A 13125-nucleotide genomic window follows, 5' to 3' on the forward strand; every position below is an offset into this window, starting at 1 on the left:
CCGGGACACCCGGCTCGGCACCGCCCCGTTGACCCTTTCGGGTCCTTTCGGGTCCCATTCGGGCGGACCGCGCGCCGTCGAATGATCATCTAGTAGGCATCGCCGCCCCGGCGCACTACGCTGCGCCCATGAGCATGCTGACTCCCCCCGGCATGGGCGGCCAGTACCGGATCACGGGGGACAAGTACCCGCGGATGCGACGTCCCCGGCGGCGCGGCAGGCTCGTCCTGGTGGTCGTCGCCTCCGTCGCCGCCCTCGGCATGGTGGGCTGGGGAACGCTCCAGCTCATCGACGTCTTCACGGGCGGCGGTGACAAGGCGTCAGCGGCCGGGAACGGTGCCGGTTGCCCGGCGGGCGCGAGCCCGTCGCCCGGCGCGTCCAAGGGCTCGGCGCGGGCCGCGGCGCTGCCCGAGCCCCGCCAGATCACCGTCAACGTGCTCAACGCGACCACGCGGACCGGGCTCGCCCAGAAAACCGCCGATGAGCTGAAGAAACGTGGCTTCAAGATCGGTGAGGTGGGCAACGCGACCAAGGAGTACGACAAGAAGGTCAAGGGCGCCGGTGTGGTGCTCGGGCCCGCCGCCGCCCTCGACACCGCGCTGCCCGTCCTCGGCGCGCAGCTTCCCGCCGCCGAACGCCGTACCGACGCCAAGCGCAAGGACGTCGCCGTGGACCTGATCATCGGCGACGCCTTCAGGAAGCTGGCGACGGCACCGGAGGCGGCCCGGACGCTGGCCAGGCTGACGGAGCCGGAACCGGAGGCGTCGGGAGCGGGCAAGGACTGCTGAGCGGCGGTCCGGTACGCCCCCGGCGGGGGTTACTCCGCGGAGCCGTACATCCGGTCACCGGCGTCGCCGAGGCCGGGGACGATGTAGCCGTTCTCGTTGAGCCGCTCGTCCACGGAGGCGGTGACCACCGTGACGGGCGTACCGGCGAGTTCGCGCTCCATCAGCTCGACGCCCTCGGGTGCGGCCAGCAGGACCACCGCGGTGACGTCGTCCGCGCCGCGCTTGATCAGCTCCTGGATCGCGGCGACGAGGGTGCCGCCGGTGGCGAGCATCGGGTCGAGGACGTACACCTGACGGCCCGAGAGGTCCTCCGGCATCCGGGTGGCGTACGTGGACGCCTGGAGCGTCTCCTCGTTGCGGATCATCCCCAGGAAGCCGACCTCCGCCGTCGGCAGCAGCCGCACCATGCCGTCCAGCATCCCGAGCCCGGCCCGCAGGATCGGCACGACCAGGGGGCGCGGGTGGGAGAGCTTGACGCCGGTGGTCCGGGAGACCGGCGTGGTGATGTCGACCTGTTCGGTGCGGACGTCGCGGGTGGCCTCGTAGGCGAGCAGGGTGACCAGCTCGTCGGCGAGACGCCGGAAGGTCGCGGAGTCGGTGCGCTGGTCGCGCAGCGTGGTGAGCTTGTGGGCGACCAGGGGGTGGTCGACGACGTGGAGACGCATGACCTAACAGTAACCGCGCCCCGCGCCACACGCGCCGCGCCGAGGGTGGTACCAAACCGCCCGTCCGGGGGAAGGTGGGGGATCAGGGCGAGCGGCCGGGTAGCCGGAGCGGGCGACGCGGAACTGGAGAGCGCGGCCCGGCCAGCCGCGTGAAGGGAGGAGGCGGCGTGACCAGAGGAACCCGCGGGGGCGAGGGCGACCCTCCGAACCCGCCCGACGGCCCCCGCGCCCAGCCGAACCGCACCCGCGACCGGGTCAGCCGAGCGGGCGACGTAGCGGGCCCGTCGAAAGGAACCCGCCGTGCCCGGACCCGGCGAGGCGGAGGCGGCGACGGAGGCGGAGGTGGCGGCGGGGCCGCGGGCCCCCAACCCCCGACCCCCGAACCGGACCCCATACCCGAACCCCACCCCGACCCCCACCCCGAATCCGACGCCGACCGTCGCAGGCGCCGCGCGCTGTTCCTGCGGGAGTTGGCGGAGGCGCGGGCGTTGCGGGAACGGGTGCAGCCGCGGCGGGTGAAGGCGGCCCGGTTGCGGCACGCGATGCGTATGCGGACGTTCCGCTGGTAGGGGCAGCGAACGCCGAAGACCGGGTGGGCGTGCGTGACCCATGGCCAAAGGCGCGTACGATCCGCAGGTGGCGGCAACGAGTGTGCTGGTGGAAGAGCGCGGGAGTGCGATCAAAACCACGGGACACAGGGAGCGGAAGACGTCCCCTGATCGCCTTGTTTCTGCCACGATTCCGAGTGGGTGGGGCTCGGAGCCCAGCTCTCTCCGCCCGAAACCTCCGCCGGGGGGACCCCCAACCGGCACGCCTATGACCAGTGGGAGAGTCACGGTGTACTTCGCCGCACTGCTCGCGCGCACCGAAGACGGGTGGGAAGCGAGCGACACAGAGCTCGACGATGTGGAGACCCTGTCGGATCTGGCCGACCTGGCCCGGGAAGCCTCTCCCGACGAGGACACGGTGCTCGTCCTGATCGAGCAGGAGGACGCCTGGTTCGGCGTCGTCCGCATCGACGGCGAGGACGACCCCCGTATCTACGTCTCGGACGCCGCCGCCGCTGCCCGCAGCAGCTACGGCGAGATCCTGCTGACCGACGAACTGCTCGGCAGGGAGCCCGGAGACGACGACCCGGACCTGGACGCCCTCGACCTCGACGGCACCGAGGACGGTGAGGACGAGGACGACGCCGAGGACGGCGGCTCCGCCGGGTCCGTGCCGCACGGCCCGGTCGGCGACACCGCCGTCCTGGACGACCTCGGCGTCAGCGAGAAGGAGCTGCTGTCGCTGTCGGAGGACGCGCTCACCGAGATCGCCGAGGCCCTGGGTGCCTCGGAGGTACTGGAGACCGTCCGCTGACCCCGCCCGAACCCGGTACCCCACCACCCGTACGCCCCCCGGCGCACGACCCCGACCCCGACACCGGCCCCTCCCCCGATCCCGTACGCGATCCCTGGCGGGCCGCCATGCGGCTCGCCCTGGACGAGGCCCGCGCGGCGGTCCGGGGCGGTGACGTGCCCGTCGGGGCCGTCGTGCTGGCCGCGGACGGTACGACCGTGCTCGCGGCCGGGCACAACGAGCGTGAGGCGACCGGCGATCCGACCGCGCACGCCGAGGTGCTGGCCATCCGCCGGTCAGCCGCCCGCCTCGGCGCCTGGCGGCTGACCGACTGCACACTCGTCGTGACGCTGGAGCCCTGCACGATGTGCGCCGGGGCGATCGTGCAGTCCCGCGTCGACCGGGTCGTCTACGGCGCCCGCGACGACAAGGCGGGCGCGGCCGGTTCCCTCTGGGACGTCGTACGCGACCGGCGCCTCAACCACCGCCCCGAGGTCATCGAGGGCGTTCTCGCCCCGGAGTGCGCCGGGCTCCTCACCGATTTCTTCCGCGCCCGCTGAGCCCCTCGCACCCCGGGGGCGCACTCCCGCACCCCCGGAATCGGATTTCAAAGCTGGGCCCACCTTGGGGTAGTGTCTTCCTCGGTAGCGTGTCCGAGCGGCCGAAGGAGCTCGCCTCGAAAGCGAGTGTGGCGCAAGTCACCGAGGGTTCAAATCCCTCCGCTACCGCTTGAGAAGGGCCCCGTCGTCAGACGGGGCCCTTCGTGCGATCATGTGCGCGCTCGTGTACCACTTCAGTGCTCGTGCACCACACCAGCAGCGGAGACAGGGGAGGCCGCGCATGGCGGTGAACGCCAAGAAGATCGCCGTCTACGTACTCGTGGTCTTCGTCTTCTATCTGATCATCACGGACCCGGAGAAGGCCGCCGACTACGTCCAGGTAGGGTTCGAGGGCATATCGGACGCCGCCAAGGCGCTGGGCGACTTCGCCACCTGGGTGGCCAACGGAGGAAAGTCATGATCCGCCACCTGGTCCTGTTCAAGCTCAACGAGGGCGTCGAGCGCGACGACCCGCGCGTGGCCGAGGGCGTGGCGGCCTTCCGCGGCCTCGACGGGAGGATCTCCGAGATCCGGTTCTGGGAACTGGGCTGGAACGTCAGCGACCGCCCCATCGCCTACGACTTCGCCATCAACTCCGCCTTCGAGGACGCCGACGCGCTGCGCCGGTACGTGGAGCACCCCGAGCACCAGGCGGGCGTCGCCCTCTGGCGCGAGTTCGCCACCTGGGTGGTCGCCGACTACGCGTTCTGAGCGTCCGGCGCCCCGGTAACCCGCCCAAGGCCCTCCGTCGTCACGACGGAGGGCCTTTTGCCGTGAATCGTCACCAACACGGCGCTTTGTGGTGCTTGCACACGGTGCACATGTCTTGTGATGCTATGACCGCTTTTGAAGGATGAGTTGACGGATGAGTTGACCGCAGAGAGACCGAAGAAGAGGTGGCGTTGACCGTGTCGGCCAGTACTGCGCCGCCCCAGGAAGAGGCTCCCGCCCCGGCCGCCGCCACCCCGCAGCGCAGCCGCGGTGCCGACACCCGGGCGCTCACGCAGGTGCTCTTCGCACAGCTCAAGGAGCTTCAGCCGGGCACGCCGGAGCACGACCGGGTCCGCGGGGCGCTCATCGAGGCCAACCTCCCGCTGGTCCGGTACGCCGCCGCCCGCTTCCGCTCCCGCAACGAGCCGATGGAGGACGTCGTCCAGGTCGGCACCATCGGCCTGATCAACGCCATCGACCGCTTCGACCCCGACCGGGGCGTGCAGTTCCCGACCTTCGCGATGCCGACCGTCGTCGGCGAGATCAAGCGGTACTTCCGGGACAACGTCCGCACCGTCCACGTACCGCGCCGCCTGCACGAGCTGTGGGTGCAGGTCAACAGTGCCACCGAGGACCTCACCACCGCCTTCGGGCGCTCCCCCACCACCGCCGAGATCGCCGAGCGGCTGCGGATCAGCGAGGACGAGGTGCTCTCCTGCATCGAGGCCGGGCGGTCGTACCACGCCACCTCCCTGGAGGCCGCCCAGGAGGGCGACGGGCTGCCGGGGCTGCTCGACCGGCTCGGCTACGAGGACCCCGCGCTGGACGGCGTCGAGCACCGCGACCTCGTACGTCACCTGCTGGTGCAACTGCCCGAGCGGGAGCAGCGGATCCTGCTGCTGCGGTACTACAGCAACCTCACCCAGTCACAGATCAGCGCGGAACTCGGCGTCTCCCAGATGCACGTCTCCCGGCTCCTCGCGCGCAGCTTCCAGCGGCTGCGGTCCGCCAACCGGATCGACGCGTAGGGGTCACAGCGGTCCAGCGGGGCTCCACCGGCGCACAACCGAAAGCGGAAGCGAGCCGTCACCGTTGCGAGCGAATCGCTCACCAGGGACGATGGTGCGGGTTGTGCGCTGAGAAGTCGTCAGACCCCCTGTTTCCAGCGGTGATTCGCGTCTTGCATGTCGACATGTCACTACAGCGTGTTGCCGACATGTGACATTCTGCCGGAAGCGCGTTTGCCGGTGCCCCGGCTCCGGTATTCAGGTGAAGGCTGCGTTCCTCCACGGGAGCGTCCGCCACGACCGTCCCGCGACCCAAAGGGGGTGGCATGTCCGCAGAACAGGGCAGCTCGAAGGTGCTCACGCTCACCAAGAGCGAGACAGCGCCCGAGGCGCTCGACGCGCTCGACGCCATCGACGCCATCCACGACGCTCCGGCCCTCCCGGCCGCGCCGGTCCCGGTCCTCCCGGCTCCGGAGACCTCGGAGGCCATCGACACCCGCACGCTGTCCCGCTCCCTGTTCCTGCGGCTCGCCACGCTGGACGAGTCGAGCCCCGAGCGCGCCTACGTCCGGGACACCCTGATCGAGCTGAACCTCCCCCTCGTGCGGTACGCGGCGGCCCGGTTCCGCTCGCGCAACGAGCCGATGGAGGACATCGTCCAGGTCGGCACCATCGGCCTCATCAAGGCGATCGACCGCTTCGACTGCGAGCGGGGCGTCGAGTTCCCGACCTTCGCGATGCCGACCGTCGTCGGCGAGATCAAGCGGTTCTTCCGGGACACGTCCTGGTCGGTGCGCGTCCCCCGGCGCCTCCAGGAGCTGCGGCTCGCCCTCACCAAGGCCAGCGACGAGCTGTCCCAGAAGCTGGACCGCTCCCCGACGGTCACCGAACTGGCCACCGTGCTCGGCGTCTCCGAGGAGGACGTCGTCGACGGCCTCGCGGTCGGCAACGCCTACACCGCCTCCTCCCTGGACTCCCCGGCCCCCGAGGACGACGGCGGCGAGGGCTCCCTGGCCGACCGGCTCGGCTACGAGGACAGCGCGCTGGAGGGCGTGGAGTACCGCGAGTCCCTCAAGCCCCTGCTGGCCAAGCTGCCGCCCCGCGAGCGGCGGATCATCATGCTCCGCTTCTTCGCCAACATGACCCAGTCGCAGATCGGCGACGAGGTCGGCATCTCCCAGATGCACGTCTCCCGGCTGCTGACCCGGACGCTGGCGCAGCTCCGGGAAGGGCTCATCTCCGACTGAGCCGACCGCACCCCGGCATCGGTTCGTCCCTTCACGAGTGACGGGGCGGCAGCCCTCATGGCGCGATGCTCCCAGCGGTGAGAGAGGTCGGGCCCGCCTGGGCCCGTGGCCGCCGAGGCGTCCTCACGGTCGCGTCGGCGGTCGCCATCTGCGCGGGTACCGTCCTCGCCTCCCGTGGGGGCGGCGGCGGTACGGGCGGTCATGTCGCCGTCGGCGGCGCCGGGCCCTCCTCCGGCGGCGCTCCGCGAGACCGACGCCGCCCCCTCGGCCGAGCGGCCCTCTGAGACCCGTACGCCTACGACCGCGCCGCCCACGGCGGCCGTCGAGTCCACCGAGGCGCTTCCGGCGCCGATCGGGACCGGCGCGCGGAAGACGGGGGACTGGACGGTGTGTGTGGCGTGGAGGGTGCCGCTCGGGACGCACGTGGAGACGCGGGACGTCTGCATGCGGTGGGAGTAGCGCCCTCCGCAGGGGGCCTCCGCGGGAGCCCTCCGTAGGCGGGCCCTCCGCCAGCGACCCCTGCCGCGTCAGCCGGTGTGCGTTACTTCAGCGCCAGCCAGGCGACCGCCGCGACGATCGCCACGGCGACGACGACGCCGATGATCAGACCGAGGCGGGGACCGGCGGAGGCGGCCTGCTGCTGGCGGCCCTGGGGGGCCTCGTCGACGAACGCGCGGAACATCTGGGTGTTGCCCGCGGGGTCCGGGTTGCCCTGGGGGTTCTGGGTGTTGGCCATGGGCCGAGACCCTAGCGAAAAGGCGGAGGACGCCCAAGTGCGGGGCGCCTGACCGGCGCCGTGCGCCCGCGACCGAGCTCACCCGCATCTTTACGGGCGCTAATAGTTGCCTTTGCCAAGTTTTTATGCCACGCCTGCCTGTTTTCGTTTGCCTGTGGCAACCAACTGTTTTTATGGTTGCCCTAAGCAACAAGTCAGGGAGTGCCCATGGCCGAACAGGCGCAGTACGAGGAGCTGGCCCGTCAGCTCAGCGCGCTCGGAGCCGTCAAGCGCGACATCGGCCGGGTGCTGCCCACCGACTGTCCCGGCGGTTCGGCCGCGGTGCTGACCCTGCTCGACCGGCACGGCGACATGCGCATCGGCAGGCTGGCGGAGCTGCTGGCCGTCGACATGTCCGTCACCAGCCGCCATGTCGCGCACGTCGCGGAGCGCGGCTGGATCGTCCGCTCCCCCGACCCCGCGGACAAGCGCTCGCGCATCCTGCGGCTGACGCCCGCCGGGCACGCCGTCCTGGACGAGCTGTCCCGGCGGAGCAGCGCGCTGCTGGCCGAGCGGCTGAGCGACTGGACCGACGACGAGGTCGGCCAGCTCGTCCGGCTCATGACCCGGCTGCGGGCGGACTTCGGGGACTGCCGCTCGGTGCCGCCCCGGCCGGTCCCACCGGCGAAAGAGCCCGCACAGCCGCACACACGGCCCGCACAGCCGCACACACGGCCCGCACAGCCGCACGCACGGCCCGCACAGCCGCACACACGGCCGGTCTAGCCGCGCCGCGCGGCCTGCCCCAGGACCAGGCCGCCCACCGACCACCCGTACACCCGAAGACGAAGACGCTACGTAGGAAAAGGAAGCCCATGGCAACGACCACACCATCCGGTGTGCGGGCCCACGCCAAGCACTCAGGGGGCCACCACACCGGCGACGCCCCCATGACGCACCGGCAGATCATGGAGGCGCTCACCGGTCTGCTGCTCGGCATGTTCGTCGCGATCCTGTCGTCGACGATCGTCTCCAACGCCCTGCCCCAGATCATCAAGGACCTCGGCGGCGGCCAGAGCGCCTACACCTGGGTCGTGACCGCGTCGCTGCTGACGATGACCGCGTCCACCCCGCTGTGGGGCAAGCTCGCGGACCTGATCTCCAAGAAGCTGCTGGTGCAGCTCGCGCTCGTCATCTTCGTGCTGGGCTCGGCCGCGGCCGGGTTGTCGCAGAACCCGGCCATGCTGATCACCTTCCGCGCGGTGCAGGGCATCGGCATGGGCGGTCTGTCCTCGCTCGCGCAGATCATCCTCGCGGCGATGATCTCCCCGCGGGAGCGCGGCCGGTACAACGGCTACCTCGGCGCGACCTTTGCGACCGCGATGGTCGGCGGCCCGCTGATCGGCGGTGTGATCACCGACACCGACTGGCTCGGCTGGCGCTGGTGCTTCTACGTCGCCGTGCCGATCGCCGTGATAGCCCTGGTCGTGCTCCAGCGCACCCTGCACCTCCCGGTCGTCAAGCGCCAGGTCAAGGTCGACTGGGCGGGCGCCTTCTTCATCACCGCCGCGGTCTGCCTGCTGCTTATCTGGGTGACGTTCGCCGGTGACAAGTACGACTGGGCGTCCACGCAGACGTACGCCATGGTCGGCGGCACGCTGGCGCTGCTCGCGCTCTTCCTGCTCGTCGAGACCAAGGCGTCCGAGCCGATCATCCCGCTGCGGCTGTTCCGCAACCGCACCATCACGCTGGCCTCGCTGGCCTCGCTGTTCGTCGGCATCGCGATGTTCGCGGGCACCATCTTCTTCAGCCAGTACTTCCAGCTCGCCCGCAACGAGTCGCCGACCATGTCCGGCGTCCTGACGATCCCGATGATCGCCGGTCTGTTCGTCTCCTCCACCGTCTCCGGGCAGGTCATCACCCGCACCGGGCGCTGGAAGGCGTGGCTGCTCGCCGGTGGTGCGCTGGTGACCGGCGGGCTCGGCCTGCTCGGCACCATCCGGTACGACACCGCGTACTGGCACGTCGGCGTCTACATGGCGCTGCTGGGCCTCGGCGTCGGCATGATGATGCAGAACCTGGTGCTGTGCACGCAGAACCAGGTCGCCCCGAGCGACCTCGGCGCCGCCAGCTCCGTCGTCAACTTCTTCCGCTCCCTGGGCGGCGCGGTGGGCGTCTCCGCGCTGGGCGCGGTGCTCAGCCACCGCATCACCGACCACCTGAGGGACGGGCTCGCCACCCTCGACCCGAAGTACGCCGCCGCGCTCGCCGAGTCCGGCTCGGGCAGCGGCAGCATCCCCGACATGGACGCGCTGCCCGGCCCGCTGCGGGCCGTGGTCGAGGGCGCGTACGGCCACGGCATCGCGGACGTGTTCCTGTACGCGTCGCCCGTCGCGCTGCTCGCGCTGGTGTTCTCCGTGTTCATCAAGGAGGTGCCGTTGCGGACCACGTCCGCGATGGCGCAGGCGAAGACCGCGGAGACGGAGACGGAGGCGGAGGCGGTCGCTCCGGCCCCGGCCGCTGTCGCCGTGGCCGAGGCCGCCCCGGAGGTGTCCGCACCCGCCGTCGAGCAGGAGGCCCCCGTCACCGGCGCCCCCACCGGCATCCCCGTCCGCGGGCGGATCCGCGGGGCCGAGGACGCGCCCGTGCCGCAGGCCGCCGTCACGCTCATCTCGCTCTCCGGGCGCCAGTTGGGCCGGTCGGTCGCGCAGGCCGACGGCTCGTACGCGGTGGACGCGCCGGGCGAGGGCTCGTACGTCCTGATCGCCTCCGCCGACGGGTTCCAGCCGCAGGCGTCCACCATCGTGGTGAACGGCGAGCCGCTCTCGTACGACGTGCTGCTCAGCGGCACCAGTGGGCTGAGCGGGCTGGTGCGGGCGGCGGACGGCGGGGAGCCCGTGCCGGACGCGATGGTCGTCGTGACCGATGTGCGCGGGGACCTGCTGGCCGGGGGGACCACCGGCGCGCAGGGCGAGTTCTCCTTCGCGGAGCTGGTGCCGGGGGCCGTGACCGTCGCGGTGAACGCCGCCGGGTTCCGGCCGAGCGCGCTGCCCGTCGAGGTGGGCTCCACCGGTGTCACCCGCGTCGAGGTCGAACTGGACGCCGGGGCCCGGGTGCGGGGCGTCGTCCGGGCGCCGCACGGTCCGCTGGCCGACGCCCGCGTGACGCTCGTCGACGCGGCGGGCAACGTGGTCGGCTCGGCCACCACCGGGGCGGACGGGGCGTACGCCTTCACCGACCTGGACGGCGGCGAGTACACGGTCATCGCGACCGGTTACCCGCCGGTGGCGACCTCGCTGAACCTCAGTGGCGCGGGCGCCGACGGCCATGACATCGAGCTGGCCCACCCGTCCGAGTGACCGGGTAACGGCCGGACCAGCACAGAACCCCGGCCCGGGGAGCGCGCTCTGTAGCGGTGGCGTGCTTCCCGGGCCGGTTCCAGTACGTAGGCAGGAGTTGGGTTGAGATGGGCGGACTGACCGCCAGGATCCGTACCAGGGACGGGTGGGCCGTGTCGCACGCGGTCGTCACCGTGACCGACATGCGCGGGGCGCAGGTGCTGCGCGCGGAGGCGGACGCCGAGGGTGCCGTACGGGACGCGACGGCGCTGGCGCCGGGGGCCTACACGGTGATCGTCACCGCCGTCGGGTACGCGCCCGCGGCCGTCGGCGCGCTGGTCACCGCGAGCGGGCGGGCCGAGGTGGGGACGGTCACGCTGGCCCGGCAGGGCGGGGCCGAGCTGCCGCCGCCGGGGCCGTGGACCGTCGACCCGGCGCACTCCAGCGTCGCCGCCGTCGCCCAGCACCTGGGCATCTCCAGCGTGCGGGGCCGGTTCACGGACTTCGCGGCGGCGGTCGAGATCGCGCCGGACGACGTCACGAAGTCCCGGGTGGAGGCCGTCATCCGCGCCGACTCCATCGACACCGGCAACGCCACCCGCGACACGCACCTGCGCTCCGCGGACTTCCTGGACGCGGAGCGCCACCCCGAGATCACCTACCGCTCCACCGGGCTCACCGCGGACGGTCCCGACCGCTGGACCGTCCACGGTGAGCTGGGCCTGCGCGGCGTCGTACGCCCCGTCGACCTGGCCCTCGCCTACCTCGGCACCGGCGCCGACCCCTGGGGCGGCACCCGCGCGGCGTTCCGGGCGACGGCCGAACTGCGCCGTGAGGACTTCGCCATGAACTACAACCAGGTCGTGCAGGCGGGCATCGCCGCGATCGGTACGACGCTCAGGGTGGAGCTGGACGTGCAGGCGGTGCGGGGCGCGTCACTGCCCACGGGGTGACGGGGGCGTACGGGGCGTAGGGGGCGTAGGGGGTGTCGGGGGCGTGCGCGGTGAGGTGGTCGTACGGGGTGTCGGCGTGGACGTGCCGTCCGTGCCGCCGACTCTCGCCACCAACGCGCCGCACAGGTCGCGGAGTTTGACGTTCCGGTCCTGTGACAGGCGGCGCAGCCGGGCCAGGGCGTGCTGGGCGCTGACCCGTTCCTGGGCCATCAGGATGCCGATGGCCTGGTCGATGACGCTGCGGGAGAGCAGCGCGGTGCGGACGTCGGCCACCGAGGTCCGCTCCCGCTCGATGCGCAGCGCGACCCCGATGGTGTCGGCGGCGCGGGCCGCGAACGCCCGGGCCGCGCCCCTGCTCCCGCCCAGCGAGCCGGGCTCGGTGCCGTACAGGTTGATCGCGGCGCCCGTCTGCGGCTCCACGGTGAGCGGCAGCGCCAGCACACAGCGCACGCCCACCGACAGCGCGTACGCCCGGTAGCCGGGCCAGCGCTCCTCCGCCGTCAGGTCGGCCGCGTACTGCTCGGCGTGGGTGCGGGCCGCCTCCACGCAGGGTCCCTCGCCGTTCTCGTACTGCCGCTGGTCGAGTCCGCCGGGCATACCGCCGCTGCCCGCGAGGGTGAGCAGCCGTCCGGAGCGGCGTACGGTGATGCTGCACGCGGCGGCGCCGGGCACCTCCTGGACCGCACGGTCGGTCAGGTCGTGCAGCAGGGTGTCGAGACCGCTGCTGCGCACCATCGCCATTTCCAGTGTGTCGTGGGTGTCGGGGCTCATGACCGTACGGGTATCCCGAATGGGCGAGTTGAGGCCCACGACCGGTGGCGTCACGCGGTGCGCCGGGCGTCTTCCACCAGGCGGCGGGCCAGGTCACGGAGTTTGACGTTCTCCCGCTGGGAGGCCCGCACCAGGCTGCCGAAGGCTTCCGCCGCGTCGATGTCCAGGCGCTCCATGAGGATGCCGGTGGCCTGTCCGATCAGGTCGCGGGTGCGCATCGCCTCGGTGAGCTGCTCGCGTTCCGTCGCCGACTCCAGGGCCAGGCTGACGTGCGCGGTGAACAGCCGTCCGACGCGGGCGGCGGTGTCGTCGAAGGCGCGCGGCAGCCGGGCGTACGCGGTGAGCACGGTGAGGCGGCGCCGGTCCGCCCGCAGCCGCAGCGCCAGCGCGGAGGCGAGCCCCGGTCCGGGCAGCAGCGCGCCGGGGTCCGGCTCGTCGGCCCCGGTGGCCGGGGCGCTCGCGCCGGTCCCGTCGTCCGGGAGGCGGACCACGGGGGTGTGCCAGAGAGCGGTCCAGTACGGGGGTGAGGTGCCCTGCGCCGTGCGCACCAGGTCGTCGGACCAGGCGACCGTACGGTGGCCGTCGCCCCGGTCGACCACCGTGACGGCGGCGTGTTCGGCGCCGGGCAGCAGGCGTACGGCGAGCCGGACGGCGGTGCGCAGGGTGCCCTGCGAGGTGCTGGCGTCGTGCAGTTGCCGCGCGGCCAGCGCCAGCGCCTCGGCCAGCTCGAACCCACTCGGGGCCCGCGGCCCCGCCCCCGGGTCACGGGGCTCGGCCTCCGGATCACCGGGTTGCCCCGGGACACGGGGCTCGGCACCCGGGACACCCGGTTGGCCCGGGACACGGGGCTCGGCACCCTCGGCCGGGAAGTCGGACACACCAGAGAACTCAGACGCAGTCACCACGAACCTCTTCGGCGTGCACGGCCCCAAAAGGCCATGCGCAGAAAAGCTCCGCAGCACATTCCCGACTGCGAGCACACGACGTGCA

Annotated in this window: 15 protein-coding genes and 1 tRNA gene; 12 read left to right on the top strand and 4 right to left on the bottom strand. The window is 72.2% G+C overall.

Translation table 11 applies throughout. The features are described 5' to 3' along the window. Positions 1-128 precede the first annotated feature (128 nt). Positions 129-788: a LytR C-terminal domain-containing protein gene (locus ACFQZ6_RS17620; RefSeq protein ID WP_381610050.1), complete on the top strand. Its 660-nt coding sequence runs from the start codon at positions 129-131 to the stop codon at positions 786-788. Positions 789-817: 29 nt separating this feature from the next. Here ACFQZ6_RS17620 and upp read toward each other — a convergent pair whose 3' ends face one another. Then, the gene (gene upp, locus ACFQZ6_RS17625; RefSeq protein WP_381610053.1) at positions 818-1453 is read right to left on the bottom strand and encodes a uracil phosphoribosyltransferase; all 636 of its coding nucleotides are present in this window, start codon (positions 1451-1453) and stop codon (positions 818-820) included. Between the two features lie 167 nt (positions 1454-1620). Here upp and ACFQZ6_RS17630 point away from each other — a divergent pair, with 167 nt between their 5' ends. From ACFQZ6_RS17630 to ACFQZ6_RS17665, 8 genes are all read left to right on the top strand, one after another. Further along, positions 1621-2022, top strand: coding sequence for a hypothetical protein (locus ACFQZ6_RS17630; protein WP_381618912.1), 402 nt, complete (start codon positions 1621-1623; stop codon positions 2020-2022). 268 nt (positions 2023-2290) lie between these two features. After that, a complete protein-coding gene (locus ACFQZ6_RS17635) occupies positions 2291-2815 on the top strand; it encodes a tRNA adenosine deaminase-associated protein (protein ID WP_381610056.1) in 525 nt (174 codons plus the stop codon). A 107-nt stretch (positions 2816-2922) separates the two neighbouring features. Beyond that, the gene (gene tadA / locus ACFQZ6_RS17640; protein ID WP_381610058.1) at positions 2923-3354 is read left to right on the top strand and encodes a tRNA adenosine(34) deaminase TadA; all 432 of its coding nucleotides are present in this window, start codon (positions 2923-2925) and stop codon (positions 3352-3354) included. A gap of 83 nt (positions 3355-3437) precedes the next feature. Beyond that, a tRNA-Ser gene (locus ACFQZ6_RS17645) sits at positions 3438-3522 on the top strand. A 112-nt stretch (positions 3523-3634) separates the two neighbouring features. Beyond that, complete coding sequence (locus ACFQZ6_RS17650) at positions 3635-3814, top strand: hypothetical protein (protein WP_381610061.1); 180 nt, start codon at positions 3635-3637, stop codon at positions 3812-3814. Further along, positions 3811-4104 carry a Dabb family protein gene (locus tag ACFQZ6_RS17655; protein ID WP_381610064.1) on the top strand — a complete coding sequence of 98 codons (294 nt, stop codon included), beginning with the start codon at positions 3811-3813 and terminating at the stop codon, positions 4102-4104. Before ACFQZ6_RS17650 ends, ACFQZ6_RS17655 begins: the two co-directional genes overlap by 4 nt. A 191-nt stretch (positions 4105-4295) precedes the next feature. Then, complete coding sequence (locus ACFQZ6_RS17660) at positions 4296-5132, top strand: RNA polymerase sigma factor SigF (protein WP_381618392.1); 837 nt, start codon at positions 4296-4298, stop codon at positions 5130-5132. 305 nt (positions 5133-5437) lie between these two features. Next, positions 5438-6358: an RNA polymerase sigma factor SigF gene (locus ACFQZ6_RS17665; protein WP_381610067.1), complete on the top strand. Its 921-nt coding sequence runs from the start codon at positions 5438-5440 to the stop codon at positions 6356-6358. A 541-nt stretch (positions 6359-6899) separates the two neighbouring features. Here ACFQZ6_RS17665 and ACFQZ6_RS17670 read toward each other — a convergent pair. Continuing rightward, positions 6900-7094, bottom strand: a complete 195-nt coding sequence (locus tag ACFQZ6_RS17670) for a hypothetical protein (RefSeq protein ID WP_360220756.1) — start codon at positions 7092-7094, stop codon at positions 6900-6902. A 207-nt stretch (positions 7095-7301) separates the two neighbouring features. Between ACFQZ6_RS17670 and ACFQZ6_RS17675 the strand changes: the two genes are divergently transcribed. The 3 genes from ACFQZ6_RS17675 to ACFQZ6_RS17685 all read left to right on the top strand — a co-directional run bounded on the left by ACFQZ6_RS17675 (position 7302) and on the right by ACFQZ6_RS17685 (position 11364). Beyond that, positions 7302-7859 carry a MarR family winged helix-turn-helix transcriptional regulator gene (locus ACFQZ6_RS17675; protein ID WP_381610070.1) on the top strand — a complete coding sequence of 186 codons (558 nt, stop codon included), beginning with the start codon at positions 7302-7304 and terminating at the stop codon, positions 7857-7859. An 89-nt stretch (positions 7860-7948) separates the two neighbouring features. Next, positions 7949-10432 carry an MFS transporter gene (locus tag ACFQZ6_RS17680; protein WP_381610073.1) on the top strand — a complete coding sequence of 828 codons (2484 nt, stop codon included), beginning with the start codon at positions 7949-7951 and terminating at the stop codon, positions 10430-10432. 107 nt (positions 10433-10539) lie between these two features. Then, positions 10540-11364 carry a YceI family protein gene (locus tag ACFQZ6_RS17685; protein ID WP_381610075.1) on the top strand — a complete coding sequence of 275 codons (825 nt, stop codon included), beginning with the start codon at positions 10540-10542 and terminating at the stop codon, positions 11362-11364. On the opposite strand, the gene ACFQZ6_RS17690 is transcribed toward ACFQZ6_RS17685, so the two are convergent. Both ACFQZ6_RS17690 and ACFQZ6_RS17695 read right to left on the bottom strand, forming a co-directional pair. Then, positions 11347-12135, bottom strand: coding sequence for a GAF and ANTAR domain-containing protein (locus tag ACFQZ6_RS17690; RefSeq protein WP_381610078.1), 789 nt, complete (start codon positions 12133-12135; stop codon positions 11347-11349). The two genes, ACFQZ6_RS17685 and ACFQZ6_RS17690, sit on opposite strands and share 18 nt — an antisense overlap. A 50-nt stretch (positions 12136-12185) precedes the next feature. Then, entirely contained in the window at positions 12186-12860 is a 675-nt protein-coding gene (locus ACFQZ6_RS17695; RefSeq protein WP_381618395.1) for an ANTAR domain-containing protein, read from the bottom strand. Positions 12861-13125: the final 265 nt, after the last annotated feature.

The organism is Streptomyces flavalbus, from assembly GCF_042674625.1.
GTDB classification, from domain to species: Bacteria; Actinomycetota; Actinomycetes; order Streptomycetales; family Streptomycetaceae; genus Streptomyces; species Streptomyces flavalbus.